This window comes from Methylobacterium sp. E-041 (genome assembly GCF_022829665.1).
In the GTDB taxonomy this organism is placed as follows: domain Bacteria; phylum Pseudomonadota; class Alphaproteobacteria; order Rhizobiales; family Beijerinckiaceae; genus Methylobacterium.
Genome location: NZ_JAKSYQ010000181.1, coordinates 138453 through 152557 on the forward strand (window position 1 = coordinate 138453; position 14105 = coordinate 152557).

A 14105-nucleotide genomic window follows, 5' to 3' on the forward strand; every position below is an offset into this window, starting at 1 on the left:
GATCATCCCGCGGCCGAAGCGGCCGTCTTTGTCTCGCGATCCAGGAACGTTGCTGGCGACACGGCGTCGAGATTGTCCGGCGCGGTATGGAGGAAGGTGCACGACCGGCAGGCTTCGATGTTGTGGCGTTCACCTTGGAGATGCTTCAAGCGAAAATCGCGAAGCGCCTCGCCGTGCCAGATCTGCTGAAGCGTCTGATCACGCAAGTTGCCGATCTCGGTGCCTTCTCCCAATCGACGCAGCAGACCGTGACACGGAGATCGGCGTTGACGACGAGCGAGTAGAACGGAAACGGGCACGCCGTCTTCTTGTGCCTGAAATGCTCCGCGTCGAGATTTTCATGGGGTCCGGATAGATTGACCTCGTCTTTCGGAAGATTCCAGTTCATCGCAGGCTCGACGGCAGCCTGGTCCGAGATCGGCCCGAACAGCTCGAGAAAGCGCTTATTGTCTTCCGCATCACCGGCGTCGATCATCTTCACGTAGATATGCGGCCAAGCCGATCCTCGTTCGTCCCGGATCGACTTCAGCCGTGTCACGTTCGCGACGATGCGGTTGAGGGGGATCTTCGAGCCCGTGACCTGTGCCGACCGCGAGTTGGAGGTGCCGTAGATCGACACCCGGAGATAATCGAGCCGACTTTCGATCGTGCGACGTGCCATCGCTTCGTCGATCAATGTGGCGTTCGTGGTCACGATGACGCGATCAGCGACGTCAAGTTGCTTCGCCAGTGAGATGAACTCCGGCAGCCGCTTGTTCGCGAACGGCTCACCCAGCATATATAAGTTGAGCGTCCGAAGACGGCCGAGCGCCAGGATATCACGGAAGACGCGCGTACAGTCTTCCAATGTCAAACGGCTGAGGCCACCGCTTCGCTCCGCGTAATCATCGAAATGCACCGGGCAGTACGAGCACTTGAAGTTGCAGATGTTCGTCGGCTCGAGATAGACCGTGAACGGCGCCGGCAATGGGACGAGATCGGCGAGGTTGGTCCGAGGGCCACCGCGGAGAGATCGATAGGCAACCGAAGACGTCGACATCGACATCATGCTTCCGAGACGACCGACGTGGCGGACTTCGCAATCCATGCCCGCCACATCATGCGCCAAGCCGCGACGACGTCGTCCGCCAGAAGACGATGATCCATGTGCGGACTCGCTGCGAAGCGGCCGCGAAGATCGTGGCGGATGGACCGCAACCACCCCGCATCCTCGGCCAAACGGCTGGCAAGATCCACATACGCGTCGACGGTCGGAGCGCTGAGTTCCGGCAGGCCTGCATTCGTCAGGATCGAATGGCCCATCCGGGCCACGAAGTGGCTCCCTTCCAGGGCGATGAACGGCACGCCCATCCAGAGCGTATCGAGGCTCGACGTGCCGCCATTGTAGGGAAACGGGTCGAGGGCGATGTCGATCTGGTTATAGAGGACGTAGCGGTTGCTCGGCGAACGCGCCTTCAGGATCGTGCGGTCGAGCGGGACGCCGAGGCGCTCAAGCCGCGCCGCGACGTGGCGCGCGGTCGCCGGCTCGTCCACGTCGGCGATCTCGAGGAGCAGCTTCGAGCCCGGGACCCGGTGGAGGATGCGGCCCCAGGCTTCGAGCGCGGCGTCGCTGACCTTGGTGAAGCGGTTGAAGCAGCCGAAGGTGACGTAGCCGTTGTCTTCCGAGGGCGGATGATCGGCCAGCGGCAGCGAGGCCGCGGGGGCCTGGTAGCACGCGCCGGCGCGCGGGAGGCGCCAAAGCGCCTCGACGCTGAGGTCGTCGCCGACGCCGGGGGGTTCGGCGTGGAGATCGGTGAAGCGATAATCGATCGCCGACATGCCGGTCGTTCCGGGATAGCCGATCCAGCCGACCTGGATCGGGGCGGGCTTGCGGGCGAAGACGAGGATGCGGTTCTCGGCCGTGTGGCCGGACAGGTCGACGAGGATGTCGATCGCCTCCGCCTCGATCAGGTCTGCCGCCTCGTCGTCGGTGAGGCCGCACAGGCAGTGCCAGTGGGCGAAGCTCGCCTTGAGGCGCTCCGTCGCCGCATCCTCGTTCACCGTGTTGGAGAAGGCGAAGGTCTCGATCTGCGTCGTATCGAACCGGTGCAGCGCAGGCTCGAAGAAGTAGTTGACCGCGTGCTCGCGAAAATCGCCCGAGACGAAACCGACCCGCAGGCGGCGCTCGGGATCGCGATCGTTCGCGAACGGGCGGCGGCGCAGCAGCGGATCAGCGAACCGAAGGCCGAAGGCCTGGGCGTCGGCGAAGCGTTCCTCGGCGGTATAGTCGGCGGAGTACAGCTTGGTGAACAGGCGGTTGCTGTGGACGAAGGATAGGCTCGGGTCGATCCGCAGCGCCTCGTCGTAGGCGGCGATGGCCTCGTCGAGCAGGCCCATGTCCATCAGGGCGCTTCCGCGGTTGCTGTGGGCTTGCGCGAAGTCGGGGCAAAGCCGAAGCGCCTCGTCGAAGCGGTCGATCGCGTCGCGGAGGCGGCCCTGCTTGCGCAGGGCGACCCCGAAGTTGCTGAAGGTGTTCGGGTTGTTCGGATCGATCTCGATCGATCGGTCGAAGCAGGCATTCGCCTCACCGTAGCGTCCCTGGCGCGCGAGGATCGTGCCGAGGTTGCCCTTGATCACCGGCGCGTCGTCGTCGAGGGAGACGGCGATCTGCAGGAGGTCGACGGCGAGGGTCAGGCGGTTCGTCTGCGCGGCGATGCTGCCGGCCATGTGGAGCGCTTCGACGTGGCCCTCGTCGAGCATCACGATCATGTCGATCAGCGGCTCGGCGTCCTTGAACAGCCGGTCCTCGTAATGCTGGTGCGCCTCGGTGAACAGGTTGGCGATCAGCGCCGTCAGCGTCGCCTGGGTCTCGGCATCGGCGAAGCGCTTCTCGCGGAAGCGCTCGAGCACGGAGCGGGCGTCGCCGACCCGGCGGGCGCCGAGCAGGGCGGTGGCGAGCGAGAGCCAGTAATGCGGCTGGTCCGGCCCCGCCTTCAACGCGGCCGCGAAATGCGGCACCGCCAGCGCGACGCGATCGGTCTGGCTCGCAATGATGCCGAGCTTGTAATTGGCTTCGGCGTTCTGCGGGTCGGCATCCAGCACCCGGCGATACTGCCGCTCGGCCGCCGCGAGCCGTCCGGCGCGCTGCTCGAGCGAGGCATCCTTCAGCAGCCTCGCGGTCGAGGATCGTCGCTGGGACGCGACCGGCAGGTCGCGATGATTCGTGCGTCGGGCCATGATGCCTCCCCCGCGCGACAGTCGCGTTGCGATGGTTAACGAACCGTTCCGGCCTCGCCCCCGATCGCCGCCGGGCCTCACGCATGAAAAAAGGCCGGGGCGATGCCCCGACCTCGCTCCGAACGCGCGTGGGCGCAGCCTACCGCAGGAGCTGGAGGATGCCCTGCTGCGCGGTATTGGCCAGCGAGAGGGCCGAGATGCCGAGCGACTGGCGGGTCGACAGCGCCTGGGAGTTCGCGGCCTCCTCGTTAAGGTCGGCATCGGTGAGCTTGGAGGCGCCGGTGTCGAGCACGTTCTGGAGGTTCTTGGTGAAGTCCTGACGGTTCTGCACCACCGACAGGTTCGAGCCGAAGGTCGAGGCCTGCGAGCGCAGGGTCGAGGACGCGTTCGTCAGGCTGGTGAGCGTCGTCTTGACGTCGTTGTCGATCAGGAAGTTGCCCTGCCCATTCGAGGATGCACCGGAGTTGCCGGTGATCGCCGTGAGGCTGAGGCCGACCGAGGTAGCATCGACGCCCTGCACGTCGAGGTTCGAGGTGTCCTTCTCGTTGAACGAGATGTGCAGCTTGTTGGTGGTGGCGCTGCTCGACAGCAGATTGGTGCCGTTGAAGCTCGAGTCCTTGGCGAGCTGGTCGATCTGCGTCAGCAGGCTGTTGTACTGCTTGGCGAGGGCCGCGCGCTCCTTGACCCCGGTCACCGTCAGGTTCGAGCTCTGACCCGCCGTCGAGGTGGTGCCGTATTGGGGACCGGAGTTGGCGGTGCCGCTGGTGAAGCCGAGCGCGGTCTGGTCGCCGGGCGTCGAGAACTCGAGGTCGGCGCTGGCGCTGACGACGATCTTCGTGCCGGTCGTGTCCTTGCTGAACGCGTTGCCCGCGCCCTGGGGACCGACCACCGCGTTCAGCTTGGCGATGGTCGTGTCGATGGTGTCGCTGGCGGTCAGCGTGGTCGAGACCGCGGTGCCGTTGACCTGCAAATTGATCGTGCCGGCAGCGGCGGAGAAGGCGGCACCGGCTGTTCCGCTCGTGTTGAGCTGCGTGGCGAGTGCCTGGTTGGCGGTCGACTTGGCCGAGTCCACGAGCTTCTGGATCGAGGTCAGGCCCTGGTTGGCCGCCTGGATCGTCTGCACACCGTTGGAGATGCTGTCGAGCAGGGTGCCGAGATCCGAGGAGCGGTTCGACAGGCTCTGCGCGGTGAAGAAGTTGACCGGGTTGTCGAGGGCCGAGGAGACCTTCTTGCCGGTGGAAAGACGGTTCTGCGTCGTCGACGAGAGCGCCGCCGTATCCTGCAGCGAGAGCAGGTTCTGGCGCGTGGCGGCAGAGAGCGTGACTTCCGAGGACATGGGATGATCCGTCTTGCTTAGGCGATGTTAGGGTTAACTAAGCACGCCGTTCCTTGCATTCCGGTTAATGAAGTCTGAGATTTCGGCTGACTGCGCGCGTGATTAGGGAAGATCGACGATCGAAGACGCATCGCGGACAAAAAAGAAAAAGCGGCCGGGGCGATGCCCCGGCCGCTTCGTCGCGTCGTGATGGTGGGTGGTTGCTTAGCGGAGGAGCTGAAGCACGCCCTGCTGGGCCTGGTTGGCCAGCGAGAGGGCCGAGATGCCGAGCGACTGGCGGGTCGACAGGGCCTGGGAATTCGCGGCCTCCTCGTTGAGGTCGGCATCGGTGAGCTTGGAGGCGCCGGTGTCGAGCACGTTCTGGAGGTTCTTGGTGAAGTCCTGACGGTTCTGCACCACCGACAGGTTCGAGCCGAAGGTCGAGGCCTGCGAACGCAGCGTTGTGGAGGCGCTCGTCAGGCTGCTGAGCGTAGCGGTGACTGAGGCATCGAGAAGGAAGCTGCCCTTGCCGTCCGCCGTCGAACCAGAGTTGCCAGTGATCGCCGTCAGGTTGAGACCGCCGGAAGTGGCATCGACACCCTGGACGTCGAGGTTCGAGGTGTCCTTCTCGTTGAACGAGATGTGCAGCTTGTTCGAAGCCGCGCTGCTCGACAGCAGGTTGGTGCCGTTGAAGCTCGAGTCCTTGGCGAGCTGATCGATCTGGGTCAGCAGGCTGTTGTACTGCTTCGACAGGGAGGCCCGCTCCTTGACGCCGGTCACCGTCAGGTTGGAGCTCTGCCCGGCCGCCGAAGCTGTGTACAGAGGACCCGCATTAGCGGCGCCGCTGGCAAAGCCAAGCGCGGTCTGGTCGGCAGGCGCCGAAAACTCGATGTCAGCCGTAGCGTTGACGACGAGCTTGGTACCCGTGGCATCCTTGGTGAACGCGTTGCCTGCGCCCTGAGCGCTGACCGCGGTGTTCAGCTTGGTGATGGCCGTGTCGATGGTGTCGCTGGCGGTCAGCGAGACCGGAACCGCCGAGCCGTTGACGAGAAGGTTGACCGAGCCGGTAGTGGCCGAGAAGCCAGTGCCAGCCGTTCCGCTGGTGGTGATCTGCGTGGCGAGCGCCTGGTTGGCGGTCGACTTGGCCGAGTCCACCAGCTTCTGGATCGAGGTCAGACCCGTGTTGGCCGCCTGGATCGTCTGCACGCCATTCGAGATGCTGTCGAGCAGGGTGCCGAGGTCCGAGGAGCGGTTCGACAGGCTCTGCGCGGTGAAGAAGTTGACCGGGTTGTCGAGGGCCGAGGAGACCTTCTTGCCGGTGGAAAGACGGTTCTGGGTGGTCGAGGACAAGGACGCCGTGTCCTGCAGCGAGAGCAGGTTCTGGCGGGTAGCAGCGGTGAGGGAGACGCCGGACATGAGGTGAGATCCATATTTGATCAGAAGACCGGCTTTCTGCCGGCCTCACGAAGAAACATGTCGCCACCTACCGACGCGTTAAATCGACCGGTCGAATCCGGCATATCGCGGGTGTGCAGGGTGTATTGCGCCCAATTAAGCGATGAGAGTTCAAACAACATTAACAGATCGTGTCGATGGTCGTGGCGTCTCTAGAATGGAGTTGCCGGCATGGCCCTACGCATCGAGCTGAAGCCCGCGGAGCGGCTGATCATCAACGGGGCGCTGATCCGGAACGGCGATCGGCGGTCGGTCTTCCTCGTCGAGACCCAGTGCAAGTTCCTGCGCGAGAGCGAGATCATCCGCGAGGCGGACGCCGACACGCCGTGCAAGAAGCTCTGCGTGACCCTGCAGGTGATCTATCTCGCCGACGATCCGGCGGAGGCGGAGAACCTGTTCGTGATGCAGTCGACCGAGATCCTGAAGACGATCCCGGGCGCGGCCCCGTATCTCGTGGCGATCCACGACGCGGTCGCGGCCAAGCAGTACCACCTGGCGATCAAGACCGGGCGGAAGCTCATCGCCTACGAGGAGGAGCTGGCCGCCTGAGGGCGTCCGCCCGAGCGAGGCGTCGCGCAGCGCGACGCCTCGGGGGCCAGGTCCGCCGCGCGACGCGGGCGCCGGCCGAGCCGTCCGCTCACGTCACTCGCCGATGCCGAACAGCTTCTCGATGAAGTTGCGGTCGTCCGAGTCGCGGGCCGCCGGACGGCGGGCCGCATTCGGGCGGGGCGCCGGCGCCGGGGGCTCGCCGAAGATCTGGCCGAGGATGTTGCCCGGGCTCGGCGCGCTCGCCACCGAGGCAGTCGTCTCGGGCGCCTTGCGCCAGCGGTTGAGGCCGGGCAACGGCACCGGCGTCTGGCCCTTCAGCGCGACGCTCATGTAGGACTTCCAGATCTCGACCGGCAGGTTGCCGCCCGACGCCTTCTTGGTCGGCTCGCCGTCGTCGTTGCCGAGCCAGATCCCGGTGACCAGGCTGCCGGAATAGCCGATGAACCAGGCATCGCGGAAATCCTGGCTGGTGCCGGTCTTGCCGGCGAGGTCCCAGCCCGGGATGTCGCCCTTCTTGGCGGTGCCGATCACGAAGGTCTCGTGCATCATCGCGTTCATCATGCCGACGGCGTTCGGATCGATGACGCGGCCGAGGGCGCCCTCCCCGCGCTTGTACAGCACCTTGCCGTCGGCAGCCTTCACGCCGGCGACGACGTAGGGGATCACGCCGGTGCCGCCGTTGGCGAAGGCGCTGTAGGCGCCGACCATCTCCAGCGGCGTCACCTCGGAGGTGCCGAGCGCGATCGAGCCGTTGGCCTGCAGCGCCGAGGTGATGCCGAGGCGCTGCGCGGTCTGCACCACCGCCTTGGCGCCGACCTCCTGGCCAAGGCGCACCGCGACGGTGTTGAGCGACAGGGCGAGCGCGGTCCGCAGCGTGACCGGGCCCTCGTACTGGTGCGAGTAGTTCTCCGGCTGCCAGTTGCCGATCTTGATCGGCGCGTCCTCCTTCACCGTGTCCGGCGTCGCGCCGCGCTCGACCGCGGCGAGGTAGACGAACGGCTTAAACGAGGAGCCGGGCTGGCGCTTGGCGGTGGTGGCGCGGTTGAACTGGCTCTGCGCGTAGTCGCGCCCGCCGATCAGCGCGCGGATCGCGCCGTCCGGCCGCATCGAGACCAGCGCGCCCTGGCCGACGTTGTAGCGGCCGCCCTTGGCGTTCAGCTCGTCGACGAGCGCCTTCTCGGCGGTCGCCTGAAGGTTGGTGTCGACCGTGGTCTGCACGACGATGTCGCCCTCGATCGTGCCGACGAAGTCGTCGAGCACGTCCATCACGAGATCGGCGACGTAGTTCGCCGAGCCGCCGCCGCGGGTGCTCGCCGGCCGGGCCGGCTGGGCGAGCGCCACCTTGGCGTCCTGGGCGGTGATGAAGCCGAGCTCCTGCATCGCCGCGACCACCTGGGCGGCGCGCGCCTGGGCCGCCGGCAGGTTGCGGTTCGGCGCCAGCCGCGAGGGCGCCTGGACGAGGCCGCCGAGCATCGCGGCTTCCGCGACGCTGACGGTCTTGGCCGGCTTGCCGAAGTAGCGCTGCGCCGCCGCCTCGACGCCGTAGGCGCCGGCGCCGAAGTAGACCCGGTTCAGGTAGAGCTCGAGCAGCTCGTCCTTGCTGTACTTGTGCTCGAGCCACAGGGCGAGGATCGCCTCCTGGATCTTGCGCGAGGCCGACCGCTCGGGCGTCAGGAACAGGTTCTTGGCGAGCTGCTGCGTCAGGGTCGAGCCGCCCTGGGCGACGCCGCGGCGCGTCAGGTTCTGGCCGATGGCGCGCAGGATGCCGACCGGGTCGACGCCGAAATGGCTGTAGAAGCGCCGGTCCTCGATCGCCACGAAGGCGCGCGGCAGGTAGCTCGGCAGCTCCTTGATGCCGACGACGCGACCGCCGGTCTCGCCGCGGTTGGCGAGCAGCGAGCCGTCGGAAGCGAGAATCGCGATGTTCGGCGGGCGCTTGGGCACCGCGAGCTGGTCGATCGGCGGAAGCTGGGAGGCATGGTAGGCGATCAGGCCGGCGATCCCGACCACCGCCCACAGGCCGAGCACCCAGCCGGCGTAGACCACGCGCCCGAGCAGCGAGCGCCGCCGGACCTTCTTCGACGAAGCGCCACGCCGCGCGCCGCCCTTGGCGGCCGGCTTCGCCCGGCGGCTGCCCGCGTCCTCGCTGTCTCGGCTTCTGCTGGCCACGCCGCCTCCCGGGCGATCGGCCCGCGACAGGCGAAGGTCCGCGCCGCCCCGACCCGCGCCGCGCCCCTCGGGCACGTCGAAGTTCGGTTCGCCCCGGCCGTCCCGTCCGCGTCCGTTCGCCATGCGTCCCGTCTGTCCTGAGGCCCGTCCGAGATGCCCTGCGAAGGCGGTGCGGCGGCGATCGTCGGAGGTCCGGTTCCGCACGGTAAATGCGGCGGGTTTAAGGGATGTTAACCGCCGATTTTCAGAACCCGTTGACGATCAGGAACTTGGCGTTCGCGCTCCGCGATGCGGCCCAGCGTCGCCGAGTTCACGGGGTTTTTGGCGCCGGACGCGGCTTTTGCTAAGCGATTGCGCGCAAGATGCGCTCCGCCTTCGACCTTGGGGTGATGCCATGAGCGACAATCGACGCAGCACCCCGCGCAAGGACGCCTTCCAGGTGGCGAGCCTGATCGCGGACGAATGCGGGGAGCCCTGCGAATGCCTGGTCTGGGACGTCTCCGAGACCGGCGCGCAGATCGAGGTCGCGGCCGAGATCGTCGCCCCCGATCGGTTCACGCTGCGGGTGACCGCCTACGAGCCGCTGCGGCGCTGTCGCGTCGTCCGGCGCGAGGGTCGGCGGCTGGGAGTACGGTTCGAAGGCTGAGACGGACCGCGAAACCGGCGCGCCCCGGCTCAGGCCGGCTGCAGCGCCGGAGCGGGGGCCTGCCGGGCCCTCGCGATGCGGAACGCCTTCGGGCGGGCGAACAGGAAGCGGAGGGCGGTGCCGCGGACCGCGCGCTCCAGGGCGAGCGGCACGATCACGGCGACGACCATCACCGTCAGGCTGGCGAGGCCGACATCGTCGATCAGCCCGACCTTGACCAGCAGCGTCCGCGTGACCGCCATCGGCAGGAAGAACGCGAGGTAGATCACGATCGAGCGTTGCCCGCAGGCGCGCAACGCCGCGGTGACCGGCCCCCCGGCCGACGTCAGCAGGGCGGCGCCGGCGACGATGGCGAGCGCGCCGGCGCCGCCGAGGATCAGGCTGACCAGCGGCAGGCTGGCGAGCGTCGGGTACCCCGGCAGTTGCGAGGGCGTGAAGGCGAGCCACGCCTCGATCCCCGCCCAGAGCATCAGCCCGGCACAGGCCGCCCCCGGGTTGCGCGCGACCCGGTCGGCCAAGGCGAAGATGCGCCCGGCGAACAGGTATCCGGCCACGAAGTAGACGTAGCGGGCGCAGAACTCCTCCGCGAGATAGGAAGGGGTCGCGATCGGCACGACCTGCAGCAGGGCGGCGCCGGCCAGGAGCACCGCCGCCGGCACGCGGCGCAGCAGCTTGGTCACCACGGAGAACACCGCGAGCAGGTAGATGAACCACAGCGTCGCGTACGGCTCGATCAGCGCGTGGACGAGATGGGCCGCGAAGGCGTCGGGCCCGGCCTCGCCGACGATCGCCGGATACTTCGCGAGCGACTGGACGACGACCCAGAGCCCGTAGAAGTAGGCGAAGTGGACGACACGCCGGTCGGCGAACAAGCGCCAGTCGCGGTCGATCACCCGGCCGACGAACAGGCCCGACAGCAGGAAGAAGTCCGGGATCCGGAACGGCTTCGCGAAGCTCACCACCGTGTGGAGGAAACCCTCGCCGTCCATCGCCTCGCCGGTGCCGAGGGTGGAATGCATCATCACCACGAGGAGGATGCAGATGCCCTTGGCGACGTCGACCCAGGCGAGACGCATCGCATCCCCCGGCCCCGCCGTGCCCGCCGCCCCCGCCATCACCGCCTCCGCCCGGTCGCCCCGTCGGCGCAACCCTTGGGCGGGATGCGTAAAGGCCGCCTGAGCCCCGCAGCGCCATCGCGCGGCATGGCGAACGCGGGGTGAATCCGCTCCGGGGCCCGGCGTCAGCTCTTGCGCTTGGCCGAGCGACGGTCCCGCGTCATCCGCGTGGCAGCGTGGAAGTCGTCGGGCTTGGTCCGCACCCAGGCGATGAAGCGCGCGATCTCCGGCTCGGCGCGGAGCGCGCCGACGTCGGCGAGGCGCCGGGCGAGCTCGGCTTCGCTGTGCCGGGCATGGATCGCCGAGTGGCAGACCTGGTGCAGCCGCACGGTGGTGCCGTGGGTGCCGCCCTTCAGCTTCGGCACGAGGTGATGCAGGCTCGAGCGGGCGCGGGGCGGGATCGGGCGCTCGCAGAGCGGGCAGATCACCGGCTCGGGGCTGCGCGCCTGCGTCTCGGGATCGTCCTCGCGCCAGCGCCGCTCGCGTCGCCCCACCGCCTCGCCTCCGTTCGCATCGGGTCCGACCGGCGATATGGGATTGCGGGAAAACCGCGGCGCGGCGTCAAGGCGTCGCTGCGGCGAGCGCCGGGCAGCCCGGCCGGACGCGGTCGCCGAACAGGGTTTCGGCCAGGCGATCGCGGGTTCCGAGCACCGAGACGTGGTCGCCGGCGACCGCCTCGAAGCGGGCGCTCGCGCCCGCCGCGGTGGCGAGGCGGCGCCCGAGCTTCACCGGCACGACGCCGTCCGCCGTGCCGTGGACGATCAGCACCGGCCCGCCGGCCCGCGCGATGCGCGCATCGGAGCGCCAGGTATCGCGCAGCAGAGTGGTCGGCGCGTAGGGGAAGGCGAGGCGCACGATGCCGGGCAGCGAATCGAACGGCGCCTCGAGGTAGAGCCCGAGATGCGGCACCCGCTCCGCCACGGCGACCGCGACCGCGGCGCCGAGGGAATGACCGTGCAGCAGGATCGGAGCGCCGGGCGCCCGCCGCGCGGCCTCGGCGACGGCCGCGAGCCCGTCGGCGATCAGCCCCTCCTCCGTCGGCGTGCCGGTCGATCCGGGATAGCCGCGATAGGCGATCGCCAGCACGCCCCATCCGGCGCCGGACCAGGGCGCGGCGGCGAAGCGCGCGGCCGCGGGCTCGGGGCGCGAGCCGTTGCCGTGGAAGCTGACCACGACGCCGCAGCCGGGGCGCGGCGCCCGCCACAGGGCATGCAGGCGCTCGTCGTCGGCGGTGACGAGCGAGATCGCTTCGGTGCCCGGCGGCACCGGCAGGCGTGCGCGCGGGCCGGCGATGAAGGCGCCCGGGTAGAGCAGGTTGCGCTGGAAGACGGCCAGCGCGGCGATGGGGCCGCCGAAGACGATGGCGGCGGCCGCTAGGACGAGCAGGATGCGCATGGGTCTCCGCCGGGTCTCGCGGGCGGACCCTAACCGTTCCGCGGCGACGCCGGCAGCCGTCCGTCCCGGCATGGTCTGTCGCGCGCATTGACAAAGTCCGGCGGCACGCGGAGATTCGAACCATTCCGAGGGGGGCCCCGCAACCGGGGGCTGAGAGTGGACGCGACGTCCTGACCCTTGAACCTGATCCGGCTCGTACCGGCGGAGGGACGGGAACCTGCGGCGCCGATCCCGGCGTCTGCCGCTTCATCGCATCTCCATCGACGCGTGCCGGGTCGCCCCAAAGCCGGGAGACCCACTCGATGAACGCGCCCGTCCTGTCCAAAGACGTCAAGGGAAGTCCCGAGACCGTGACCACGGGTCCGGTGACCGGCTCGCGCAAGGTCTACGCGAGCGTGGCCGGCCGGGAGGACATCCGGGTGCCGTTCCGCGAGATCGTGCTGACCGACCCGAACGAGCCGGCGGTGCGGGTCTACGACCCGTCCGGCCCCTACACCGAGACCGACGCCCGCATCGACCTCGCCAAGGGCCTGCCGACCCTGCGCGACCCGTGGATCGCCAAGCGCGACTACGCCGCCGTGCAGCCGCGCATCGTGAAGCCCGAGGACAACGGCTTCGTGCCGGCCGACAAGCTGGTGGCCCCCTGCCCCGCCGAGCGGACGATCCGCAAGGCCGGCCCGGGCCAGATGGTGACGCAGTACGAGTTCGCCCGCGCCGGGATCGTCACCGAGGAGATGATCTACGTCGCCCACCGCGAGAACCTGTGCCGCGAGCAGATGCTCGACCGGGCGCACGCGGCGCTCGCCGATGGCGAGAGCTTCGGCGCCTCGGTGCCGCCGTTCATCACGCCCGAGTTCGTGCGCGACGAGGTCGCCCGCGGCCGGGCGATCATCCCGGCCAACATCAACCACACCGAGCTGGAGCCGATGGCGATCGGCCGGAACTTCCTGGTGAAGATCAACGCCAACATCGGCAACTCGGCCGTCACCTCGTCGGCGGCGGAAGAGGTGGAGAAGCTGGTCTGGTCGATCCGCTGGGGCGCCGACACGGTGATGGACCTGTCGACCGGCCGCAACATCCACAACATCCGCTCGTGGATCATTCGCAACTCGCCGGTGCCGATCGGCACGGTGCCGATCTACCAGGCGCTCGAGAAGGTCGGCGGCGATCCGCTCAAGCTCGACTGGGAGGTGTTCAAGGACACGCTCATCGAGCAGGCCGAGCAGGGCATCGACTACTTCACGATCCATGCCGGCGTCCGCCTCGCCCACGTGCCGCTCACCGCGCGGCGCGTCACCGGCATCGTGTCGCGCGGCGGCTCGATCATGGCGCGCTGGTGCTTGGCCGGGCACCGCGAATCGTTCCTCTACGAGCGCTTCGAGGAGATCTGCGACATCTGCCGCGCCTACGACGTCTCGTTCTCGCTCGGCGACGGCCTCCGCCCCGGCTCGATCGCCGACGCGAACGACGCGGCGCAGTTCGCCGAGCTCGAGACGCTGGGCGAGCTGACCAAGATCGCCTGGAACAAGGGCTGCCAGACGATGATCGAGGGGCCGGGCCACGTGCCGATGCACAAGGTCAAGGTCAACATGGAGAAGCAGCTCGCCGAGTGCGGCGAGGCGCCGTTCTACACCCTCGGCCCGCTGACCACCGACATCGCGCCGGGCTACGACCACATCACCTCCGGCATCGGCGCGGCGATGATCGGCTGGTTCGGCTGCGCGATGCTCTGCTACGTCACGCCCAAGGAGCATCTCGGGCTGCCCAACCGCGACGACGTGAAGACCGGCGTCATCACCTACAAGATCGCCGCCCACGCCGCGGATCTGGCCAAGGGCCACCCGGCGGCGCAGCTGCGCGACGACGCCCTGTCGAAGGCCCGCTTCGACTTCCGGTGGGAGGACCAGTTCAACCTCGGCCTCGACCCGGACACGGCGCGCGCCTACCACGACGAGACCCTGCCCAAGGACGCCCACAAGGTCGCGCATTTCTGCTCGATGTGCGGGCCGAAGTTCTGCTCGATGAAGATCACGCAGGACCTGCGCGCCGAGGTGCTGGCGATGGAGGCCGCCGGCGAGGTGCTCAACACAGCGCCGATCCTCACCAGCGCCGAGCGCGAGGCCGGGATGGCGGAGAAGTCGCGCGAGTTCCTGGCCGAGGGCGGCAAGCTCTACGTCGACGCCGCCGAGTGACGGCGCCACACTGGGACGCATGACCGAGCGCTCCGCCCCCGCCCGCCGACAGG

12 protein-coding genes and 1 riboswitch are annotated in these 14105 nt (G+C 68.5%); of the genes, 3 read left to right on the plus strand and 9 right to left on the minus strand.

Annotated features, from left to right (window positions below; genetic code table 11):
- Positions 1–2: 2 nt before the first annotated feature.
- From MKK70_RS31085 to MKK70_RS17685, 5 genes are all read right to left on the minus strand, one after another.
- Positions 3–233: an SPASM domain-containing protein gene (locus MKK70_RS31085; protein ID WP_409568290.1), complete on the minus strand. Its 231-nt coding sequence runs from the start codon at positions 231–233 to the stop codon at positions 3–5.
- On the minus strand, positions 146–1087 hold the full coding sequence (locus MKK70_RS17670; RefSeq protein WP_243949184.1) for a radical SAM/SPASM domain-containing protein: 942 nt from the start codon (positions 1085–1087) through the stop codon (positions 146–148). Before MKK70_RS17670 ends, MKK70_RS31085 begins: the two co-directional genes overlap by 88 nt.
- Positions 1045–3216 carry a tetratricopeptide repeat protein gene (locus tag MKK70_RS17675; RefSeq protein WP_243949186.1) on the minus strand — a complete coding sequence of 724 codons (2172 nt, stop codon included), beginning with the start codon at positions 3214–3216 and terminating at the stop codon, positions 1045–1047. Before MKK70_RS17675 ends, MKK70_RS17670 begins: the two co-directional genes overlap by 43 nt.
- A gap of 139 nt (positions 3217–3355) precedes the next feature.
- Complete coding sequence (locus tag MKK70_RS17680; RefSeq protein ID WP_147842360.1) at positions 3356–4552, minus strand: flagellin; 1197 nt, start codon at positions 4550–4552, stop codon at positions 3356–3358.
- 204 nt (positions 4553–4756) lie between these two features.
- Positions 4757–5947, minus strand: coding sequence for a flagellin (locus MKK70_RS17685; RefSeq protein WP_243949188.1), 1191 nt, complete (start codon positions 5945–5947; stop codon positions 4757–4759).
- A gap of 210 nt (positions 5948–6157) precedes the next feature.
- Here MKK70_RS17685 and MKK70_RS17690 point away from each other — a divergent pair, with 210 nt between their 5' ends.
- On the plus strand, positions 6158–6535 hold the full coding sequence (locus tag MKK70_RS17690; protein ID WP_147729760.1) for a flagellar biosynthesis repressor FlbT: 378 nt from the start codon (positions 6158–6160) through the stop codon (positions 6533–6535).
- A 93-nt stretch (positions 6536–6628) separates the two neighbouring features.
- Here the strand turns inward: MKK70_RS17690 and MKK70_RS17695 are convergent, their stop codons facing one another.
- Positions 6629–8827 (minus strand): transglycosylase domain-containing protein, encoded by a 2199-nt coding sequence (locus tag MKK70_RS17695; RefSeq protein WP_243949189.1) that lies wholly within the window; start codon positions 8825–8827, stop codon positions 6629–6631.
- Positions 8828–9098: 271 nt separating this feature from the next.
- On the opposite strand from MKK70_RS17695, the gene MKK70_RS17700 reads away from it, so the two are divergent.
- Complete coding sequence (locus tag MKK70_RS17700; RefSeq protein WP_243949190.1) at positions 9099–9350, plus strand: PilZ domain-containing protein; 252 nt, start codon at positions 9099–9101, stop codon at positions 9348–9350.
- A 29-nt stretch (positions 9351–9379) separates the two neighbouring features.
- Here the strand turns inward: MKK70_RS17700 and MKK70_RS17705 are convergent, their stop codons facing one another.
- The 3 genes from MKK70_RS17705 to MKK70_RS17715 form a co-directional block, all read right to left on the minus strand.
- Positions 9380–10465, minus strand: a complete 1086-nt coding sequence (locus MKK70_RS17705) for an acyltransferase family protein (protein WP_243949191.1) — start codon at positions 10463–10465, stop codon at positions 9380–9382.
- A gap of 125 nt (positions 10466–10590) precedes the next feature.
- Complete coding sequence (locus MKK70_RS17710) at positions 10591–10959, minus strand: HNH endonuclease (RefSeq protein WP_147842303.1); 369 nt, start codon at positions 10957–10959, stop codon at positions 10591–10593.
- Positions 10960–11026: 67 nt separating this feature from the next.
- On the minus strand, positions 11027–11860 hold the full coding sequence (locus MKK70_RS17715; RefSeq protein ID WP_243949192.1) for an alpha/beta hydrolase: 834 nt from the start codon (positions 11858–11860) through the stop codon (positions 11027–11029).
- 118 nt (positions 11861–11978) lie between these two features.
- Positions 11979–12087, plus strand: a riboswitch (TPP riboswitch).
- A gap of 75 nt (positions 12088–12162) precedes the next feature.
- Here MKK70_RS17715 and thiC point away from each other — a divergent pair.
- Positions 12163–14052 (plus strand): phosphomethylpyrimidine synthase ThiC, encoded by a 1890-nt coding sequence (gene thiC / locus MKK70_RS17720; RefSeq protein ID WP_147727249.1) that lies wholly within the window; start codon positions 12163–12165, stop codon positions 14050–14052.
- Positions 14053–14105: the final 53 nt, after the last annotated feature.

What these genes read in the sequence shown, in the direction of transcription:
- MKK70_RS17670 (WP_243949184.1), bottom strand. Translation starts at nt 1,087, where the DNA reads ATGGATTGCGAAGTCCGCCACGTCGGTCGTCTCGGAAGCATGATGTCG.
- MKK70_RS17675 (WP_243949186.1), bottom strand. Translation starts at nt 3,216, where the DNA reads ATGGCCCGACGCACGAATCATCGCGACCTGCCGGTCGCGTCCCAGCGA.
- MKK70_RS17680 (WP_147842360.1), bottom strand. Translation starts at nt 4,552, where the DNA reads ATGTCCTCGGAAGTCACGCTCTCTGCCGCCACGCGCCAGAACCTGCTC.
- MKK70_RS17685 (WP_243949188.1), bottom strand. Translation starts at nt 5,947, where the DNA reads ATGTCCGGCGTCTCCCTCACCGCTGCTACCCGCCAGAACCTGCTCTCG.
- MKK70_RS17690 (WP_147729760.1), top strand. Translation starts at nt 6,158, where the DNA reads ATGGCCCTACGCATCGAGCTGAAGCCCGCGGAGCGGCTGATCATCAAC.
- MKK70_RS17695 (WP_243949189.1), bottom strand. Translation starts at nt 8,827, where the DNA reads ATGGCGAACGGACGCGGACGGGACGGCCGGGGCGAACCGAACTTCGAC.
- MKK70_RS17700 (WP_243949190.1), top strand. Translation starts at nt 9,099, where the DNA reads ATGAGCGACAATCGACGCAGCACCCCGCGCAAGGACGCCTTCCAGGTG.
- MKK70_RS17705 (WP_243949191.1), bottom strand. Translation starts at nt 10,465, where the DNA reads ATGGCGGGGGCGGCGGGCACGGCGGGGCCGGGGGATGCGATGCGTCTC.
- MKK70_RS17715 (WP_243949192.1), bottom strand. Translation starts at nt 11,860, where the DNA reads ATGCGCATCCTGCTCGTCCTAGCGGCCGCCGCCATCGTCTTCGGCGGC.
- thiC (WP_147727249.1), top strand. Translation starts at nt 12,163, where the DNA reads ATGAACGCGCCCGTCCTGTCCAAAGACGTCAAGGGAAGTCCCGAGACC.